14 protein-coding genes and 1 tRNA gene are annotated in these 17,520 nt (G+C 53.8%); 5 read left to right on the top strand and 10 right to left on the bottom strand.

Annotation, left to right across the window (positions count from 1 at the left end; translation table 11 throughout):
- Window positions 1–3 precede the first annotated feature (3 nt).
- From AT687_RS09480 to thrE (AT687_RS09470), 3 genes are read right to left on the bottom strand one after another with little or no spacing between them, the layout of a single operon-like run.
- Window positions 4–1,452 (bottom strand): alpha,alpha-trehalose-phosphate synthase (UDP-forming), encoded by a 1,449-nt coding sequence (locus tag AT687_RS09480; RefSeq protein WP_014319318.1) that lies wholly within the window; start codon window positions 1,450–1,452, stop codon window positions 4–6.
- A complete protein-coding gene (locus tag AT687_RS09475) occupies window positions 1,452–1,796 on the bottom strand; it encodes a hypothetical protein (protein WP_014319317.1) in 345 nt (114 codons plus the stop codon). Before AT687_RS09475 ends, AT687_RS09480 begins: the two co-directional genes overlap by 1 nt.
- Window positions 1,797–1,856: 60 nt before the next feature.
- The gene (gene thrE / locus AT687_RS09470; RefSeq protein WP_014319316.1) at window positions 1,857–3,401 is read right to left on the bottom strand and encodes a threonine/serine exporter ThrE; all 1,545 of its coding nucleotides are present in this window, start codon (window positions 3,399–3,401) and stop codon (window positions 1,857–1,859) included.
- Window positions 3,402–3,529: 128 nt separating this feature from the next.
- Here thrE (AT687_RS09470) and AT687_RS09465 point away from each other — a divergent pair.
- Window positions 3,530–3,602, top strand: a tRNA-Thr gene (locus AT687_RS09465).
- Between the two features lie 197 nt (window positions 3,603–3,799).
- Here AT687_RS09465 and thrE (AT687_RS09460) read toward each other — a convergent pair.
- The gene (gene thrE / locus AT687_RS09460) at window positions 3,800–5,251 is read right to left on the bottom strand and encodes a threonine/serine exporter ThrE (RefSeq protein WP_014319315.1); all 1,452 of its coding nucleotides are present in this window, start codon (window positions 5,249–5,251) and stop codon (window positions 3,800–3,802) included.
- 112 nt (window positions 5,252–5,363) lie between these two features.
- Here thrE (AT687_RS09460) and AT687_RS09455 point away from each other — a divergent pair, with 112 nt between their 5' ends.
- Entirely contained in the window at window positions 5,364–7,100 is a 1,737-nt protein-coding gene (locus AT687_RS09455) for a pyruvate dehydrogenase (RefSeq protein ID WP_014309544.1), read from the top strand.
- A gap of 550 nt (window positions 7,101–7,650) precedes the next feature.
- On the opposite strand, the gene AT687_RS09450 is transcribed toward AT687_RS09455, so the two are convergent.
- The 4 genes from AT687_RS09450 to AT687_RS12050 all read right to left on the bottom strand — a co-directional run bounded on the left by AT687_RS09450 (window position 7,651) and on the right by AT687_RS12050 (window position 12,160).
- On the bottom strand, window positions 7,651–9,564 hold the full coding sequence (locus AT687_RS09450) for a solute carrier family 23 protein (protein WP_014308675.1): 1,914 nt from the start codon (window positions 9,562–9,564) through the stop codon (window positions 7,651–7,653).
- Between the two features lie 55 nt (window positions 9,565–9,619).
- Complete coding sequence (locus AT687_RS09445; RefSeq protein ID WP_014308674.1) at window positions 9,620–10,240, bottom strand: TetR family transcriptional regulator; 621 nt, start codon at window positions 10,238–10,240, stop codon at window positions 9,620–9,622.
- Complete coding sequence (locus tag AT687_RS09440) at window positions 10,227–11,726, bottom strand: MFS transporter (RefSeq protein ID WP_014319314.1); 1,500 nt, start codon at window positions 11,724–11,726, stop codon at window positions 10,227–10,229. The genes AT687_RS09445 and AT687_RS09440 overlap by 14 nt, the downstream gene beginning before the upstream one ends.
- A gap of 245 nt (window positions 11,727–11,971) precedes the next feature.
- Window positions 11,972–12,160: a PspC domain-containing protein gene (locus tag AT687_RS12050; protein WP_003852827.1), complete on the bottom strand. Its 189-nt coding sequence runs from the start codon at window positions 12,158–12,160 to the stop codon at window positions 11,972–11,974.
- 538 nt (window positions 12,161–12,698) lie between these two features.
- On the opposite strand from AT687_RS12050, the gene AT687_RS09435 reads away from it, so the two are divergent.
- A complete protein-coding gene (locus AT687_RS09435) occupies window positions 12,699–13,409 on the top strand; it encodes a response regulator transcription factor (protein ID WP_010935447.1) in 711 nt (236 codons plus the stop codon).
- Window positions 13,410–13,444: 35 nt separating this feature from the next.
- Window positions 13,445–15,004: a sensor histidine kinase gene (locus AT687_RS09430; RefSeq protein WP_014303829.1), complete on the top strand. Its 1,560-nt coding sequence runs from the start codon at window positions 13,445–13,447 to the stop codon at window positions 15,002–15,004.
- 13 nt (window positions 15,005–15,017) lie between these two features.
- Here the strand turns inward: AT687_RS09430 and AT687_RS09425 are convergent, their stop codons facing one another.
- Together AT687_RS09425 and AT687_RS09420 are read right to left on the bottom strand one after the other, a co-directional pair.
- Entirely contained in the window at window positions 15,018–15,683 is a 666-nt protein-coding gene (locus AT687_RS09425; RefSeq protein ID WP_014318154.1) for an alpha/beta fold hydrolase, read from the bottom strand.
- Window positions 15,684–15,699: 16 nt separating this feature from the next.
- The gene (locus tag AT687_RS09420) at window positions 15,700–16,125 is read right to left on the bottom strand and encodes an HIT family protein (RefSeq protein ID WP_010935444.1); all 426 of its coding nucleotides are present in this window, start codon (window positions 16,123–16,125) and stop codon (window positions 15,700–15,702) included.
- A 78-nt stretch (window positions 16,126–16,203) separates the two neighbouring features.
- Between AT687_RS09420 and purD the strand changes: the two genes are divergently transcribed.
- Entirely contained in the window at window positions 16,204–17,490 is a 1,287-nt protein-coding gene (gene purD / locus AT687_RS09415) for a phosphoribosylamine--glycine ligase (protein ID WP_014319313.1), read from the top strand.
- Window positions 17,491–17,520 lie beyond the last annotated feature (30 nt).

Genomic DNA, 17,520 nt, shown 5'->3' with positions numbered 1-17,520 from the left:
GCTTTACGACGTATGCGCACTACTAAGATCACGCAAAAACGCCGAAGCCCACACATTCACATCATGGTCGACTACTTGCTGATGCATAGCCAGCATACGATCTCGTGCAGCTTCCGGATGATTCTTCAGCGTTGTCACCGCACCAGCAATCTGGCGCTTGATCGACTCCAAATCAAAAGGATTACACAAAAATGCCTGCTCAAGCTCCACGGCGGCACCAGCGAACTCGCTAAGAACCATTGTGCCTGAACCATCGCTGTGGCAAGACACATACTCCTTGGCCACCAAATTCATACCGTCTTTAAACGGCGTGACCAGCATAACGTCCGCGGCACGATACAGCTTATTCAGCTCACTGCGATCCATGTGACGATGGTGATAATGCACCACAGAACGACCAATGGAACCAAAACGGCCATTGATACGCCCCACGGCCTCTTCAACCTCAGAACGAGCCTGCTTATAATGCTCGATACGCTCCCGAGAAGGCGTAGCCACCTGCGCAAACACGGTGGTGTTCGGATCGATAGCACCGCTTTCGAGCAGCTCCTCAAAGGCCAACAGACGCTGCAAAATACCCTTCGTGTAATCGAGGCGATCCACACCCAAAATCAGCGTCTCTGGGTAGCCAAACTCAGCACGGATCTCAGCACGATTACTATGCGAAGCAATCAACGGCTCCACATCAATGGAAATCGGATACGCCGCCACGCTCACCACATGGCCGTCGCCAGCTGTCACCGTAGCACGAACCTCGCGGACCTTCGCACGGCCCTGTGCCTCTAAACCAAGAGCCGCAGCCAAATCCAAGAAATTATTTGCGCTGGATGTCAGATGGAAACCAACCAAATCCGCCCCCAACAACCCACGCACGATCTCCTCGCGCCACGGCAACTGGCGGAACAAATCCGAATGCGGGAACGGAATATGCAAGAAAAAGCCGATCGTAAGATCAGGGCGAATCTGGCGCAAAATACCAGGTACCAGCTGTAACTGATAATCCTGAACCCACACCACAGCGCCCTCGGCGGCAACCTCAGCAACCGCCGAAGCAAACTTCAAATTCACCTCACGGTAGGCCGTCCACCAATCGCGGTTATACACCGGTGACACAATCAAATCGTGGTACAACGGCCACAGGGTGGCATTAGAAAAGCCCTCGTAAAAGCCCTCAAAATCATGGTCGCTCAACGCAACCGGATGCACCCAAATGTTCGTGTCAGTACGAAACGGATCAGGGGCAGGGCCAGTACCGCCATGCCAGCCCACCCAACAACCACGGTTGCCAGCAAGAACAGGCGTTAACGCAGTGACCAAACCGCCAGGGCTAGCCACCCAACACGGCGACCCATCAGCAGACGTGCTTAAGTCAACAGGCAACCGATTAGCAACCACGACAAAGTCGAAAAGCTGCTCGCCCTCATACGATTCGATCGCAGACACGACGCCCACTAGGCCTTTTTAGTGGTCTTCTTGGTGCTCTTCTTAGCAGCCTTCTTCGTAGTCTTCTTTGTCGACTTCTTGGTGGTCTTCTTGGTGCTCTTCTTTGTCGACTTCTTAGACGTCTTCTTTGCACGCGTCTTTTTGGGCGCGTTAGCTGCCTCGTACTCTGCTGCAACCTTGCGGTATGACAACCCCTCCGGCTCTACACCCAGCATGCACATCAACGTCACACCATCAAAGAAATCGGTGGCGTAACCTGCGACAATACGGCGTGCTGCGGCAGCGGTTTCCGCCTCAACAGCATGCAAAGATTCAGCAGAGTTAGTGTGGGTATCAGTGACCTTGGGGGGCAAGGCTCCTCCTTTAGGGAGATAAAGACGTTGTAGCTACTAGTGCAAAACAAGTATTCTACGCTAAAAACCGCGCTTTCGCTTACTAGGACTCGGCATAGACAGTCGACCCTTAGCAAAACGACGCCGCCTATCCGCACGCTCCTCAGCCTCATCCTGCGCACGACGCTGCGCCGCCAACTGGGCCTGACGGAAAGAATAACGCTGGGAACGTCGAAAAGCCGTATACGGCTTGAAACTCTGTGGCCTGCGAATACGACGCGCAACCCACTCGCCCAACACCACACCAGCAGCCAACGAACAACAAATAGACAACGCCATAGCCACGTTCGTAAAACCCAGCAACGTCTGCTCATTCAACGCCGCATACATACCCCGATAAATCGACAAACCCGGCAACATCGGCGTAATACCAGCAACCGCAGTAATCAACGGCGGAATCAAAAACCTACGCGCCAACAAACCGCCACCAAAACCAATACACGTCGCCGCAATCGCCGTAGCAACCACAGGGCCAATACCCGCAGGAATCAACAAGTAGTAATACACAAACGAACCCGCAGCAGCAGTCAAACCAGACACCACCACCGCAGACAACTCCGCATAACAACCCACCGCAAAAGCCGCCGACGCCGCAGCACCAGCAAACACCTTCAGCCACGACGGACTACCGCCCAACAACGCAGCCTGCTCCAACGGCGGCAACGTAATACCCAACGACGCCGCCAACTGGATACCCGCACCAACACCAGCCACAATCGCGCCAGTAATCAGCAACGTCTCAAAAAAGCGCGCACTCGCCGTCACCGGAGCACCCGTAATGCCATCCTGCAACGACTGCACCATCGTCAAATTCGCCATCATCACCACAATGCCAGCAGCAACAATATGACTCGGCGAAATAGACACCCCATGCGACGTCACCGCACTATAAAGCAACGCCGCTGGAAACGTCGCAATGAAACCACCAAAAATATTCTGGAAAAACAACGGCAACGAATTACGATCCAGCCACACACTGCCGCCCATAATCACCAACGCCACCACAAACGACGCCAACGCCACCAGCCACGAACCCCCCAACAACACCGACACCGCAGCGCCCAAAAAACCCCACCCAAACACCGCCGTACGGAAGCGATACTTCGCCCGAGTCTGAAACAACTCATTCAAAATCTTCTCAGCCACATCAGGGGGAGTAGCGCCCGCCTGAATCGACCGAATCAACCGGTCAACCTCGCTCAACTTAGAAAAATCAGTATTCATCGAGCGCACAACACGAAAAACACTCACCGGGATCTTCTTCTCAGACCCAATAGTGGTAAACACCGTAATCGTGTTCAACGTGATATCCACATGGCAATACAACAAACCATAAGCAGCCGTCACCGCGTGAATCTGAGCCTTCGTATCACGATTCGCTGTACCCGCCGACAATAAAATGTCACCAATACGAGCCGCCAAATCCATCACACCCGCCACCTGAGCAGGATCCGTCAAATCAATAGGGGCCAATGGCGAGGGCGGCGGCGCAGCCTTCACAGCATCAATCGTCGCAATACGGCCAGAACCTGCAAACCAACCACGCAGCTTCTCAAACAGACCCACGATACGGCCCCTTTACTTCCCACACATTTCCAGCCACGACACTACAGACTCTCGCGCGGCTTTGCTTGACCGCCACATATTCCTGTAAAGTGTCACCCCAGTGCGAACTTGTATAAAAGAACGCGCGTGCTGGAGTGGCGCAATTGGTAGCGCAACGCACTTGTAATGCGTAGGTTGTGGGTTCAAGTCCCATCTCCAGCTCAACAAGCCCTTGGCCTTTATCTATGGTCAAGGGCATTTTTGTATTTCGACGTTTTGTGGGGTGTGACGCGCCTCCTCGAACTCACGACATCGAAAACCGCTGGATGCGAAAATTTCCCAAAAGTATCGTTCTTGGGTTTTCGTGTTCTTGAGATCGAGGAGACGAAATTGCGCCCCGCATTGCGCCCTGCGGACTGCTAGTCAAACACGTTTCGACGTCGTGCGCGCATGATCCGCACTGCCACTTTGCGGTAATGCGCCAGAGACGGTGGGCGTCGTAACCTGCGTGCGATCCATTCGCCAAAAACCACACCGGCGGATAACGCGGTAGCAGCGGCAAACGCATAGGTGAGGTTGGAAAAGCCGACAAGGATCTGCTCATTGAGCAAACCGAATAAACCACGGTAGATCGCAGAACCTGGCAATAGCGGGGTAATGCCCGCGATGGAGATGACCAGCGGGGGAATCTGATAGCGGCGGCCGAGCAGACCGCCAACGAGTCCGATGATGACCGCAGTGGTGGCGGTTGCTGTGATGTCGTTGACCCCTGTGGGGACCAGCACGAAGTAGAACAGCGAGGAGCCCATCATTGCTGTTACTCCGGAGATGACAACGGATGGCCAGTCGGCATAGCAGGAGCGGGCGAAAGCTGCGGAGGCGAGGGTGCTGCCGATCACGCGGACGGTTTGGCTGGCCAAGTTGGGTACTGGCAGTGTTTCTACAGGTGGGAGCGGGTATCCGAGGGTGGCGGCAAGGGATGCGCCGATGGCGATGCCGGCGACGATGCCTGCGGTGATGATGATGGCGTCGAAAAGCCTGGCGGTGCCTGAGATGGGGGCTGCGGTGACGCCATTTTGGATGGCTTGGACGAGTGTGAGGCCTGCGACCATCACGATGATCGAGGTGGCGATGATCATGCTGGGGCGAAGTTGCAGTCCGAAAAAGAGGCCCCATTTGTAGGCGACGGTAGCAAGGATTGCGACGAAGATTCCGCCGGCGGTGTTTTGGAAAAAGATGGGTAGGCCGAGGTCGCCAAGTTTGGCGCTCATCCACATGATGGTGCCGCCGGCGAGGGTGGAGATCAGAGCGACGGGGATGTCGCCGCCGAGAAGGAGTGTCACGGCGCCAGACATGACGGCAAAGGAGGCGACGAAGCCGAACAGGCCCATGGGGTCTTTGGAGCGGTCGATGGCATCGAGGCGTGTTTCGGCGTTAATGGGGGACGCTTTGCCGGAGTGGATGTCGCGGATGAGGCGGTCGACTAGGATGAGCTTGCGGAAGTTCTGTGCTGCTGGGGTGATGATGCGAACTACGGCGACAGGATTTCGACGATCATCGGAAATGTTTGCAAACAAACGAATCCGGTTTGAGGTCATATCCACGTGGCAATTCCAGAGTCCAAAAGATTCTGTGACCGCCGACACTTGTCGGGAAGCATCTGAGTTGGTGGTGCCCGCAACGATGAGAATCTCACCAATACGCGCAGCGATCTCTAAAACACCTGTGACCTGCCCACGGTCGGTCAGATCGACGGGGGCGATGGGGGCGAGAGCGGGGGCTGCGGCGACGTCGATAGTCGCGGTGCCTGTCGACGCCTCTTGCCTTCGTTTGAGGGTGCGGAAGAGGGGGGCGTCGAAAAGCTTGAGCATGCTGTCGATTCTGTCACAACTCCCGCGACGGTGTGGGATTGGAGTCGATAGGTGGCGACGCCGCGGAAATCGGGCGAATGATAGATGTATCAACAGAAGAAAGGTTTCGAGTATGGCAAAAAATTTTGCGGAACAAATCGTAGAAAGCTTGGAAAACCAAGGAGTAAAGCGCATCTATGGTTTGGTCGGAGACAGCCTCAACCCGATCGTGGACGCAGTACGCACCTCCAACATCGAATGGATCCACGTCCGCAATGAGGAAACAGCAGCCTTCGCAGCAGAAGCAGAAAGCCTGCTCACCGGCGAACTAGCCGTCTGTGCAGCCTCCTGCGGCCCAGGAAATACCCACCTCGTCCAAGGGCTTTACGACGCCAACCGAAACGGCGCCAAAGTACTCGCCATCGCCAGCCACATTCCCTCACGCCAAATCGGCTCACACTTCTTCCAAGAAACCCACCCAGAAGCCCTCTTTGCAGAGTGCTCCGGCTACTGCGAAATGGCCAACTCTGCACTCCAAGGCGAGGTCATCTTGCACCACGCCATCCAGTCGACCATGGCTGGCAAAGGCGTATCCGTGCTGGTCCTCCCAGGCGATGTGACCATGCAAGACGTGGAGGACGACACCTTCACCGGTTCGCGGATCTCCAACGCACGTCCCATCATGTACCCAGACCCAGCTGAGGCCGCTGACCTTGTCAAAGCCATCAACGAGGCCAAAACCGTCACTTTGTTCTGTGGTGCCGGCGTGCGCTACGCCCGAAAAGAAGTCCTCGAACTCGCAGAAAAGATCAAGGCACCCATCGGCCACGCGCTCGGCGGAAAAATGTACATCCAGTACGACAACCCTTTCGACGTGGGCATGTCCGGCCTGCTCGGCTACGGAGCCTGCCACGACGCTTCCAACGACGCCGACCTGCTGATCCTCCTCGGCACCGACTTCCCCTACAACGACTTCTTGCCACGCAAGAACGTTGCACAGATCGACATCGACGGCTCCCACATCGGTCGCCGCACCCGCATCAGCCACCCTGTGGTTGGCGACGTTGCCGCAACAATTTCGAACATCTTGCCGCACATCGAGGAAAAGACTGACCGTTCCTTCCTCGACCGCATGCTGAAAAAGCATCACCGCAAGCTTAACGACGTGATCGAGGCCTACACCTCAGGCGTGGAGAAGCACACCCCTATCCACCCTGAATTTGTGGCCAACATTATCGACGAAATCGCCGCCGACGATGCCGTATTCACCATCGATACCGGCATGTGCAACGTTTGGGGTGCTCGCTACATCACCCCTAATGGCAAGCGTGAAATGATCGGCTCGTTCCGCCACGGCACCATGGCGAATGCGCTGCCACAGGCTATCGGCGCATCTGCTGCTAACCCAAGACGTCAGGTTGTCACCTTCTCTGGCGATGGCGGACTCGGCATGCTCATGGGCGAGCTGCTCACTGTTAAGCTGCACAACCTTCCTATTAAGACTGTTGTGTTTAACAACTCCTCGCTGGGCATGGTCAAGCTGGAAATGCTGGTTCAGGGCATGCCAGAGCACGAAACTGATCACGAGCATGTGGACTTTGATGCCATTGCTGCTGCAGTGGGTATCGAGCACATTAAGATTACGGACCCAGCTAAGGCACGTCAGCAGCTTCAGGCAGCATTTGATTATGACGGTCCTGTGCTGATCGACATCGTCACTGACCCTAACGCTTTGTCGATCCCACCGAACATCACGATGGATATGCTGATGGGCTTCTCTCGTGCAGCTACGCGCACAGTTTTCGGTGGCGGCGTGGGCCACATGGTAGATATGGCGAAGTCCAATCTACGTAACATTCCAAAGCCATAGTTCTGGTTGGCACTGTTGATACAGCAAACCGGCTCTTCTGGTTTTAGAGTGCATTGATTTTGTGTCGGATGTTGGCGGGCGCTGGTGGGCGCTGATGGGCGCTGGTGGGTGCGCCACCCCCGCCCACCCCCGAAAAGACGGCACTTCACACCAAATCCAGTCAAACGGCCGGTTTGGAAGCGATTTGGTGTGAAGTTCGGAGAAAAATCCTTCGAAATACCCCCGAATGGTGGCTCTTCCGGTTGTAGAGTGCATTGTTTGTGTGTCGGATGTAGGCGGAGATGTCTTTGCGGCGCTTGTTCATGGTTTTCTTGGCTGCCCGCACGTGGGGCATTCATTGATGGGCTTGATGGGCTCGGCTTCGATGACGGTGACATCGCCATGTTCTGCGGTACGGCAGATGGTAAGGGCCCTAGTATCTTGTGCCACGCCCGAACCCCGGCGAGCTAATCAATGCACTCTAAAACCGGAAGAGCCAGCAAACCCCCACCTTGCTTTCTGCTCGTGCTGGTTTCAGCCATTGCGAAAGCAATGGTGGGGGTTGTTGTTTCTACTCGACTTCAGTAAATTTGCGATCCCATGCTGATCGCACTGGGTTGGCATCGGCGAGAAGAATATCGAAGCGGTCGTTGGCGATCTCGACGATTTCGGTGAGAGCTACTCGGTGCTCTTGCACATCGGAGTTTGCTAGACGACGTAGACCAGCGTTGACGATGGAGGCGACGGTGTCGTTGGTGTCGAGGAAGTACACGAACGGCATGCCGAAGCGTTCGCGGTATTCCTTGGAGAGCTCCAGAACCTGCTGCGTTTCCACATCGTCGAGTTCATTGATTCCCAACGATCCACGGTCAGCGCTGATTGCTCGAGATTCGGCATCGGTTGCCAGTAGAACTGCTGAGGTGTCTGGGTAGTCGTGGATGAGTGCGTCGCGTTGTTCGCTAGGTGCGGTAAGTACTGCCACCTGGATAGCTTCGCGCAACTCATGGACATCTGTGAATGGACGGGATTCCCATGCTTGCTCCAGTGGCCACGTCTCTTTGTTAAACAGTGGGCGCAAAGTTGCTACGAACTCATCGCGGTCCAATGCGTTGATCTCATCGAGCGTTATACCGTCGCCGGAAACGTTGCGCGCAACCGCAGAACCCGACTGCTTTCCTACGTGGAAGAACAATAAGTTCAGCAAGATAGCGGTGATAGCACCGATGGACATGCCAGAAGAAACGAAGATACGTGCCCATTCAGGGAATGCTTCTGCAACCGATGGCTTGAAGGTAACCAGCATTGCTAATCCCAAAGCAGTGGTAACGATCGCTGCGTTACGGCTATCTGCTAGGTCGGTTTTGGCGATGGTCTGCAAACCCACCCAAGCAACATTGGCGAACAGCGCGAGGGACGCAGCTCCCAATACTGGGGAAGGAATCGACGCAACAACGGCACCAGCTTTAGGCAATAGGCCGAGGATAATCATGAAGCCAGCTGCAGAGGCTGCAACCCAGCGGGACTTCACACCAGTGATGCGAACGAGGCCGACGTTTTGAGCAAAGCACGTGTATGGGAAGGAGTTCATCACACCACCTAAGAAGGTGGAAAGGCCATCGGCGCGCAGGGCTCGCTGCACATCAGACTTGCGGATGCGCTTTTTCACGATCTCGCCAGTAGCAAATACGTCACCGGTGGTTTCCACCATGGTGATGATCATGACGATGATCATGGAGAAACACGCGGTGATGTTGAACTGCGGCATGCCAAAGTAGAACGGCGTTGTAATGCCGAATGCAGCTGCATTGCCCACTTCATCCAGGTTGGCGTGGCCCAAAAGCAGCGCAACAACCGTGCCGCTAACAAGGCCGATGAGGACTGCGAGCGTGCCCAAGAATCCTCGGAAGAATCGCTGCGCCAAGATGATAACTGCGAGAGTGCCAAAAGCATAGAAAAGATCGCGGGTTTCTGGCTGAGCTTCAGCGTAGTTAATGAAGTCATTTGCTGACACCGCCAAAAGGGACGTACCCATGACCAACAGCACTGATCCGGTAACTACTGGTGGGAAGAACCGAAGGAACTTAGCAAAGACAGGGGTGGCAAAGAAAGTAAACAAACCGGCGACGATGACGGCACCGTAGACGGTAGGAAGCGATTCGACGCCACCTTGGCCATCAGTAACACCCAAACCAATTGCGATGATCGGTGCCACTGCTGTGGTGGTCACGCCTTGAACGATCGGCAAGCGCACACCGACGTGCTTGCCAATGCCTACCGATTGGATCAATGTTGCAATGCCACATGTCAGCAAATCTGCGTTGATCAGGTGGATAGTAGTTGCAGTATCGAGATTAAGCGATGCTGCGATGAGAAGAGGGACGATGACAGCGCCAGCGTAGAACGCTAGAACATGCTGCAATCCCAAAGCTACGAGCTTGGGTGCTGCGGGAACTGCGTCCACGGGATGGACGGGAGCTGCGGACAAGAGGGGTCTCCTTGAATGTGTAACCAGTTGCAGACTCGATTACCTTAGCAATCTTCTACTCAAGCCCTGAAGGAGAAAGAGAATCTGAAGTGCTGCGGAACGAGTATGAGGGGAAAACAATATCGACATGTGCCGGTAATCGACCGCTGTCCCATTGCACGGAATCGATAAATGCACATGCTTGTTCCACAATGAGCTGTCGTTCCGTGGCACTCAACGGGGTGGGATTTACGTGATCGCTCGTCCAGAGGCCGTCGGCAAGCGTGAGAATGAATAATGCTGCGGAATTTTCTGCAATACCCTCTGACCAAGGCTGCCACGCATCTGTCCAAATGCGTCGAATCTCTGGATCTGGGAGAGACTGCAGTGTAAGAAATAAATCAGCGCGTCGGGCTGACGTCGATTGATTGATCACAATCGCTTTTAAACGCAACGGTAAATCCAGTTGTTGTGGGGGAGCGCCGGCAATGTCCTCCAACGCTTGGGTCCACAAGCTAGCAGAGTATTTGTTGAGCTCGACTTCTAGTGCGCGCCGGGACGGGAAATGATAGATCAATCCGGATTTTGAGGTACCAGTAGCCGTACTCAGGGAATCATAGGTGAGTCCTTGTAACCCATCGGATTCCACAATATCCATAGCGGTTGCCAGTAATTGTTGTTTCTTATTCGTGCGCATATTCAGTTTCCTTAGGGTTGTTGCGAAGTAGCCATGCAGTAGCTAAGGCGCAGGCGAGCCCAATCGCGGCTGCTATCCAGATCACGGTGGCATAGGACTCGTTCATTAAAAGGCGGGCATTGATATGAAGCTCTGGATGATGGAGTCCTTGATCAAAGGAAGCGGCTATTTCTTCTGGAGCGTTAACGCTGTAGAAGAAGCTGAAAAGCGAACCGAACAGAGCCACAGAAATGAGGGAACCAAATTCGTAACTTACTGCTTCCATTGCAGAGGCCATTCCAGAATCACGAGATGGTGCTGATCCGATCACAGCCGTGGATGACACTGACATCACCATGCCGGCTCCGAAACCGCACAGCAATAAACCAGTGATCAAGAGAGGGAAAGTATTGTGGGGAACCGAAAACGCTGTGAGGGCACCTCCCGTACACATGACCAAGAATCCGCCGCTAATAAGGGGACGGAATCCCACCTTGTGCAGGATTGCGCCACCGCCAATGGAACTGGGGAAAGCTGCAAGCGCAGTAGCTGCAGAAAGTAGACCTGCTTGAAGTGGCGTAAAACCTTCTGCCAGCTGGAAACGTTGGGTGGTAAGAAGCTCGGTGCCAGACAGAATTAACATCGCACAGGTTGCTGCCAATACTCCCGCACTGAAGAGGGAATTTCGGAAAACTCCGAACCGAAGTAGCGGCTCGTCGAGGTGTAAGTGGCGCCACCAAAAGAGAGCGGCACCTACAGCCATCAAAGCAAACCCCAATGCGAGCATGGCGAAAGATATTGGCGTGTGAGCACATTCTTTGATGAGGAGCACAAGTCCCACCATGAAAAACATTGCGAACATTGAGGAAAGGAAATCCCAGCTTCGCTGTGGATTAGGCCGGTTTTTCGGTGCCATGAAGTACGTACCTACCAGTGCGATGATGACGACCGGAACGTTGATGAGAAAGATCGATCCCCAGTAGTAATGCTCTAAGAGAAATCCGCCAAGAACTGGCCCTAAAGCGGCACCGAGTGTTGCAACTGCTCCCCAAATGCCAATGGCAGTGTTGCGTTCACGAATATCGGTAAAAGTAATTCTCAGTAGTGCTAGTGAGGCGGGCATCATCTTTGATGCGCCTATCCCTAGTAGTGCGCGAGCTGTGATCAGCGTTGCAGCGTTGGGCGATACAGCTGCCAGGATCGAAGCACCTGCAAATACTGAAAGTCCGATTTCGAACATGCGGCGATGACCAATTTTGTCACCAAGAGTGCCAGTTCCAAGTAGAAGTCCTGCGAGCACCAGCGAGTAAGCATTGATGATCCACAGGCCTTCGAGCTCCGAAGTATGAAGATGTACATGGAGCGCGGGCAGAGCCGTATAAAGCACCGAGTTATCTGCGCCGACGACGAACAGACCAAGTGAGATGATTCCAAGAAAAATCCACCGCTGGTCGTGGGACTTAAGTCCTGCAGACTTTTCTCCTGTGGGGGTGCTGTGCGAAGTCATGCTTGAAACAATACCGAACGTTCGTTACAGTTTCAATGCTAGGGTGTTTGGCAAAGCTACAAGGGCGATGTTTTTCTTCGGTGGCGCTGGTCAGCTGGGGGACACCCACAAGGTAACGGGATGAGCCGTTTGTTCACGCGCCAACAAGAGGTCGGGTGTAGGCTTTTTAGTGGCTCTCGGCACAAGCACAAGAAGAAGCGGAAACGATAGTAACGAAAGTGGGTTTCCATATCTTTAGCTGCAACTTATCGCTTTGGGTAGATGAGCCATTGCAATAGGTAGACGGCAACCAGGGGAACTCCGCAGAGCGTAGCGATTACGTAAATAATCCTGACGGTATTTGCAGAGGTTTCATATACTTCAGCTATCCCGGCACAGACCCCTGCTATGCATTTATTTTTTTGAGATCGGTGCCATTTATTTTGCGGGAACATATGTGCAACTGTACTCAAATGTTGAGATACCGCCATTGTGGCTTAGTACGTTTGTGCTCACAACGATCCCAAGACACTTTCCGTTACAGTGTGCTCGAATTGCGTCGTACCCCCTGTTACTCCGGTTGCTTGCGTTTCTCCCATCCCCAATCGATCTGCGGATCTCCAGTGACCGAGAAAGCCGTGTCAGAGTTGTGCTCAACAATCTGCACGAGGGTTCCATTCTCAATATAAAGGGAGGTCCGGAGGTGAGCGCCTTAAATAAAAAGTGACCTAAATCACAGACTACCGTAGTTGAACTTCTCTGTTGAGAGTTTTGTAAACTTTTCTAAATTAAGCGCTGACTTGGCGCGGTCTACTCCCGATTGCGGTTGTCTACTTCGGGGGAGTGTTAATTAGGGGGCGCAGATGGGTGCTGAGTATTCACAGTTCGTTGACAGGTGTGCAGCAGAAACTAGCCAGTTCAATCAGTTGTACTGAGAGCCAATAACGATTCACATAATAAAAAGTTCAAAATGCTGAGGTAGGCAGGGTAAAAATGGAAACCATGAATGAATATGCAACTCGGGTTCTGGTGGTCGATGATGAGCCAAACATCGTCGAGCTGTTAAAAGTAAGCCTGAAATTCCAAGGCTTTGAGGTAGAAACCGCCCAATCAGGGATTGAAGCTTTAGAAAAGGCCCGTTCTTTTCAACCCGATGCTTTTATCTTGGACGTGATGATGCCGGGCATGGATGGTTATGAATTGCTGCCCAAGTTGCGTGCTGACGGCTTTGAGGGACCAGTGCTCTACCTGACGGCAAAAGATGCGGTAGAACATCGAATTCATGGTCTTACTATTGGTGCGGATGATTATGTGACTAAACCATTCTCGCTTGAAGAGGTAATTACCCGCCTGCGTGTGATTCTGCGTCGAGGACTGCGTCATGATGACGTGGATGATTCTGCGACCTTGGTTTATGCCGATTTGACCTTGAATGATGATACTCACGAGGTCACTAAAGCTGGGCAGGTTGTCGAGCTATCGCCAACGGAATTTAACCTACTGCGCTATTTAATGCTCAATGCAGAAGTGGTGCTGTCGAAGTCGAAGATTTTGAACAATGTTTGGCATTACGACTTCGGCGGCGATGGCAACGTTGTGGAATCTTATATTTCCTATTTGCGTCGCAAAGTTGATACTCAAGAACCAGCGTTGATTCAAACGGTTCGTGGTGTCGGCTACGTGCTACGTAAACCTCGGTCGTAGAAGCAAGGATTCGTCGATAGGAAATCTAGACAAGCATGAACAATCCTTACGCCAGAGCGGTTGTTTCGGAACCAATAGATGAAACGCAATGTTCATCTGTTGGAGATCACCGGTACCCGAATTTTGCCAAGAAAAAACAGGAAGACCACAAGCCCTCCTGGATCAGCACAGTCGTGCGTTCTCCACGAATTTCGGCTATCAAACATCTACGTTTGAGCGGGATTCCCCTGCGCTCCGGTTTGATGGCGATTGTTCTTGTTGTCTCTGCAATTGGGCTGATCGGAAGCTCTTTTGCAGTTAATCGAACGATGCAGCAGTTGTCCTATTCTCGCATTGATATGGAACTTGAAAGCGGACTCAACGGCTGGGCCGCTCAAGACTCCTTGTTTGAAACGCAGCTTAATGGTGCGCTGGTTCGCCCACCGACAGAATTCTATGTGGTGAAGATCTACCCTAATGGGACAACGAGCATCTATAACGAGGGAAAAACGAGCCCTGACCTGGGTCGCGTCGTTATCGGCAAAGGGGCGCAAACCGTTGATTCCTCGGAGGAAAGCGCTGCAAACGTGGAATGGCGGGTCATCGCGGAGCGCCGTGCTGGTGTAACCATTGTAGTGGCCAAGGATATTACTCAAGAAGTAAATGTCTTAAAACGCCTCGCATTAGGCCAGGTCATCATTGTTCTAGCAGTGCTTTTGCTCATGGCGTTATTGGCCTATGTGCTGATCCAACGTGCGCTGCGGCCATTACGTGAAGTCGAGATGACCGCCAAAGCGATTGCCGCGGGTGATTTGGACCGCCGAGTGCCCAACACTACGGCAAATACTGAAGTGGGAGCGTTGTCGAGCGCGCTGAACAGTATGATCTCTCAGCTGCAGGGATCCATTGTGGAGCTGCGGGATAAAGAGGCCCAAATGCGTCGTTTTGTTGGCGATGCCTCACATGAGTTGCGAACCCCACTGACCTCGGTCAAAGGCTATGCAGAGCTGTATCGCTCGGGTGCTACAACGGACGCAGACCTCGTGATTGAAAAGATCGAAGACGAGGCTAAGCGAATGAGTTTGCTGGTAGAAGACCTCTTAGCTCTCACGCGTGCAGAGGGGGCACGCCATGATTCCAAGCCTGTTGATCTTCTTGATCTAGCACTGAACGTTTCGTCTTCACTTCGGGGAGCTTATCCCGATCGCGACATCGATGTTCGCTCCGAATGCGCGGATGTGCCCGTTGTGGAAGGAGACGCAGCCCGCCTGCACCAAGTTCTGACCAACTTGGTTGCAAATGCCTTGAAGCACGGCGGAGACTCGGCACGCGTTACCATCAAACTAGCCGACGCGGGATCCAATTTTGTTGTCAAAGTGATCGATGACGGCATAGGCCTCAGCGAAGAAGATGCCTCGCACATCTTCGAACGCTTCTACAGGGCAGACAGTTCGCGCGCCCGCAGCACAGGCGGAAGTGGTCTAGGGCTCGCCATCGTGAAATCCCTTGTGGAATCCCACGGTGGTGAAGTATCAGTGGAATCTGAACAAGGCCATGGCACCACATTCATCGTGGAACTACCCAAAACTGCACCGAAAGAGACTAAAAACCGCTAAAGCACCCGAGGTACTAGTCGGTAGGGGAGTCGGTTTCCGCAGGATAACCGAGAGCCTCCATAATGACATCGGCTTGCCGTGGTAAATCTTCGTGGCGAATATCAGTGATCTCAATAAGTTCACCAAGAGCACTAGAAGCAACAGGAACGATGTGGTCGGCAGTCGAATAAATCGACACGAGTTCCACACCATCTGGCAGCTCAGCTGGGATTTCTTGCGTCAATTGAATAACTGCTTGCCCAGTAATCAACTTGACCACAGGTTTAAATCGCACAGTTCTAGGAACCCCACGAAAAGCCGCACCCAAACCGATGAGTTTGCGCACAAAACCTGGGCGCGCATGGGCAATGCGCAGCCCCTGAAGCCCGCCAGCCGAATGTCCCACAATATCGACCTGCTTAATGCCCATATCGCGGAGGTGATCCACATAGCGCAATAGCTCGGCAGTCGAACGATCCAAATCGGCGGTGCCGTGCTCACCATAAGCAGGGGCAAAAAATGGGCGCCCAAGCTGGGCCAGCCGCTGGGCTGGGCGCTCAAAATTGCCGGGGGAACCTAGCGTTCCGTGAAGGAACAAGACTGGGACTGAATCAGAGGAGGCGTCGGCAAGCGTTGTAGCTACCCACTTCGGTGACAACGGCAACGTGCCCCGAGCTGGTATCCATTTCAACAATGCCATGCAGACAAACTCCTTATTACTTCACAGTTCCGTCATCGCGGGTGCCTAAGGCCTCACGGAGCTTCTCAGCTGCCGCATCCATAGCTGCGGGATCGGTTTCGTCCATGCTCATGGCGCGTGCGAAGTCATAATCTCCCATCTTGCCCGCTGGGAAAACATGAATGTGCGTATGAGGAACGTCAAATCCGGCGATGATGTAGCCGGCGCGAGGAGCGTCGAAAGCCGAAACAACAGCTTGGCCAACCTTCAGTGCAACCGCATTGAGCTCGGTCCACAACTCAGGCTCTAAATCCGTCCACTTGTCTACCTCTTTAACAGGCACGACCAATACGTGACCATAGGCGAGAGGCTCGATCGTGAGGAAGGCAACGATATGTGCGTCGCGGTAAACAAATCGGCCTGGAAGATCACCGTTGATGATTTTGGTAAATACGCTACTCATGCTGTCTACGGTACCGCGTAGTGCGCACTATTGTCAGGGGAGGAATGCTGGGCGTAGACCCTGTAGGATCTACAGACCATGCGCATTCTTGTTATCGGTTCGGGCGCCCGTGAGCACGCCCTCGTACTAGGTTTGTCCAAGGATTCCTCTGTTTCTGAGATCCATGTTGCCCCAGGCAACGCAGGCATGGAGCAGATCGCAACGGTTCATGCTGATGCCACTTCCGTGGATGACCCAGCACAGATGTTGCAGGTCGCGCAGGAGGTTCAGGCTGATTTAGTTGTGGTCGGCCCTGAAATTCCGCTGGTAGCAGGTGTGGCGGATGTTCTTCGTCAGAACGGTTTCGCGGTGTTCGGCCCGAATAAGGATGCTGCTCGCATCGAGGGCTCGAAGGCTTTTGCCAAAGATGTGATGGAAAAAGCTGGTGTGCGTACGGCTCGTGCGGAGCAGATTCTTCCTGAGGCAAGCGATGAGCAACGCGATGCGGCTTTGGATCGTTTTGGCCCGCATTATGTGGTCAAGGATGATGGCCTTGCTGGCGGCAAGGGTGTTGTTGTTACTGATGATCGTGAGGCTGCGCGTGCGCATGTCGACGCGGTGCTCGCTGCGGGTAATCCGGTGCTGTTGGAGAGCTTCTTGGATGGCCCTGAGGTGTCCTTGTTCTGCTTGGTTGATGGCGAGACTGTCGTTCCTTTGATCCCTGCGCAGGATCACAAGCGTGCTTACGATAATGATGAGGGGCCGAACACGGGTGGTATGGGCGCTTATACGCCGTTGCCGTGGCTTCCTGAAGATGGAGTACAGCGCATTGTCGACGAAGTCTGTGTGCCTGTGGCTCGTGAGATGGTGCGTCGTGGTTGCTCGTATTCTGGTTTGTTGTATGCAGGCTTGGCGTGGGGTGCTGAGGGCCCCTCTGTGGTGGAATTTAACTGCCGTTTTGGTGATCCAGAAACTCAGGCGGTGTTGGCGTTGCTGTGTACCCCGTTGGCTCAGGTGCTGCAGTCGGTGGCTGAGGGTACGTTGGCGCAGGCCCCAGCGTTGGAGTGGCAGGATGGCTACGCTTTGACTGTTGTTTTGGCTGCTGAGGGGTACCCAGAAATCCCGCGTAAGGGTGGCGTGATCACGGGTGCTGATGTGGCTGATGCCTCGGGTACCACGGCTGTGTTGCATGCTGGTACTGCACGTGATGAGCAGGGCAACGTGGTGGCCAATGGTGGCCGTGTGCTTAACGTGGTGGGTACGGGGGCAACGCTTGCCGACGCCCGCGACAACGCCTACCGCGTGGTGGAAGGGATCAAGCTGGAGGGTTCGCATTTCCGCTCTGATATTGCGCTTCCGGCAGTTGAGGGTCGTATTTCGATTTAAGCATTTATACGGCTTGCTGCATGGAGGGCC

The sequence above is a fragment of the Corynebacterium diphtheriae genome (assembly GCF_001457455.1).
Classification (GTDB): Bacteria; Actinomycetota; Actinomycetes; order Mycobacteriales; family Mycobacteriaceae; genus Corynebacterium; species Corynebacterium diphtheriae.
The sequence above is the reverse complement of the archived record's forward strand: the minus strand, read 5'-3'. Positions and strand labels throughout refer to the sequence as shown.

Coding starts and splice junctions, on each gene's coding strand:
- AT687_RS09440 (WP_014319314.1), bottom strand. CDS start 11,726: ATGACTTCGCACAGCACCCCCACAGGAGAAAAGTCTGCAGGACTTAAG.
- AT687_RS09420 (WP_010935444.1), bottom strand. CDS start 16,125: ATGAGTAGCGTATTTACCAAAATCATCAACGGTGATCTTCCAGGCCGA.
- thrE (WP_014319315.1), bottom strand. CDS start 5,251: ATGCTCAAGCTTTTCGACGCCCCCCTCTTCCGCACCCTCAAACGAAGG.
- AT687_RS09455 (WP_014309544.1), top strand. CDS start 5,364: ATGGCAAAAAATTTTGCGGAACAAATCGTAGAAAGCTTGGAAAACCAA.
- AT687_RS09430 (WP_014303829.1), top strand. CDS start 13,445: ATGAACAATCCTTACGCCAGAGCGGTTGTTTCGGAACCAATAGATGAA.
- AT687_RS12050 (WP_003852827.1), bottom strand. CDS start 12,160: ATGTTCCCGCAAAATAAATGGCACCGATCTCAAAAAAATAAATGCATA.
- AT687_RS09425 (WP_014318154.1), bottom strand. CDS start 15,683: ATGGCATTGTTGAAATGGATACCAGCTCGGGGCACGTTGCCGTTGTCA.
- AT687_RS09435 (WP_010935447.1), top strand. CDS start 12,699: ATGGAAACCATGAATGAATATGCAACTCGGGTTCTGGTGGTCGATGAT.
- purD (WP_014319313.1), top strand. CDS start 16,204: ATGCGCATTCTTGTTATCGGTTCGGGCGCCCGTGAGCACGCCCTCGTA.
- AT687_RS09445 (WP_014308674.1), bottom strand. CDS start 10,240: ATGCGCACGAATAAGAAACAACAATTACTGGCAACCGCTATGGATATT.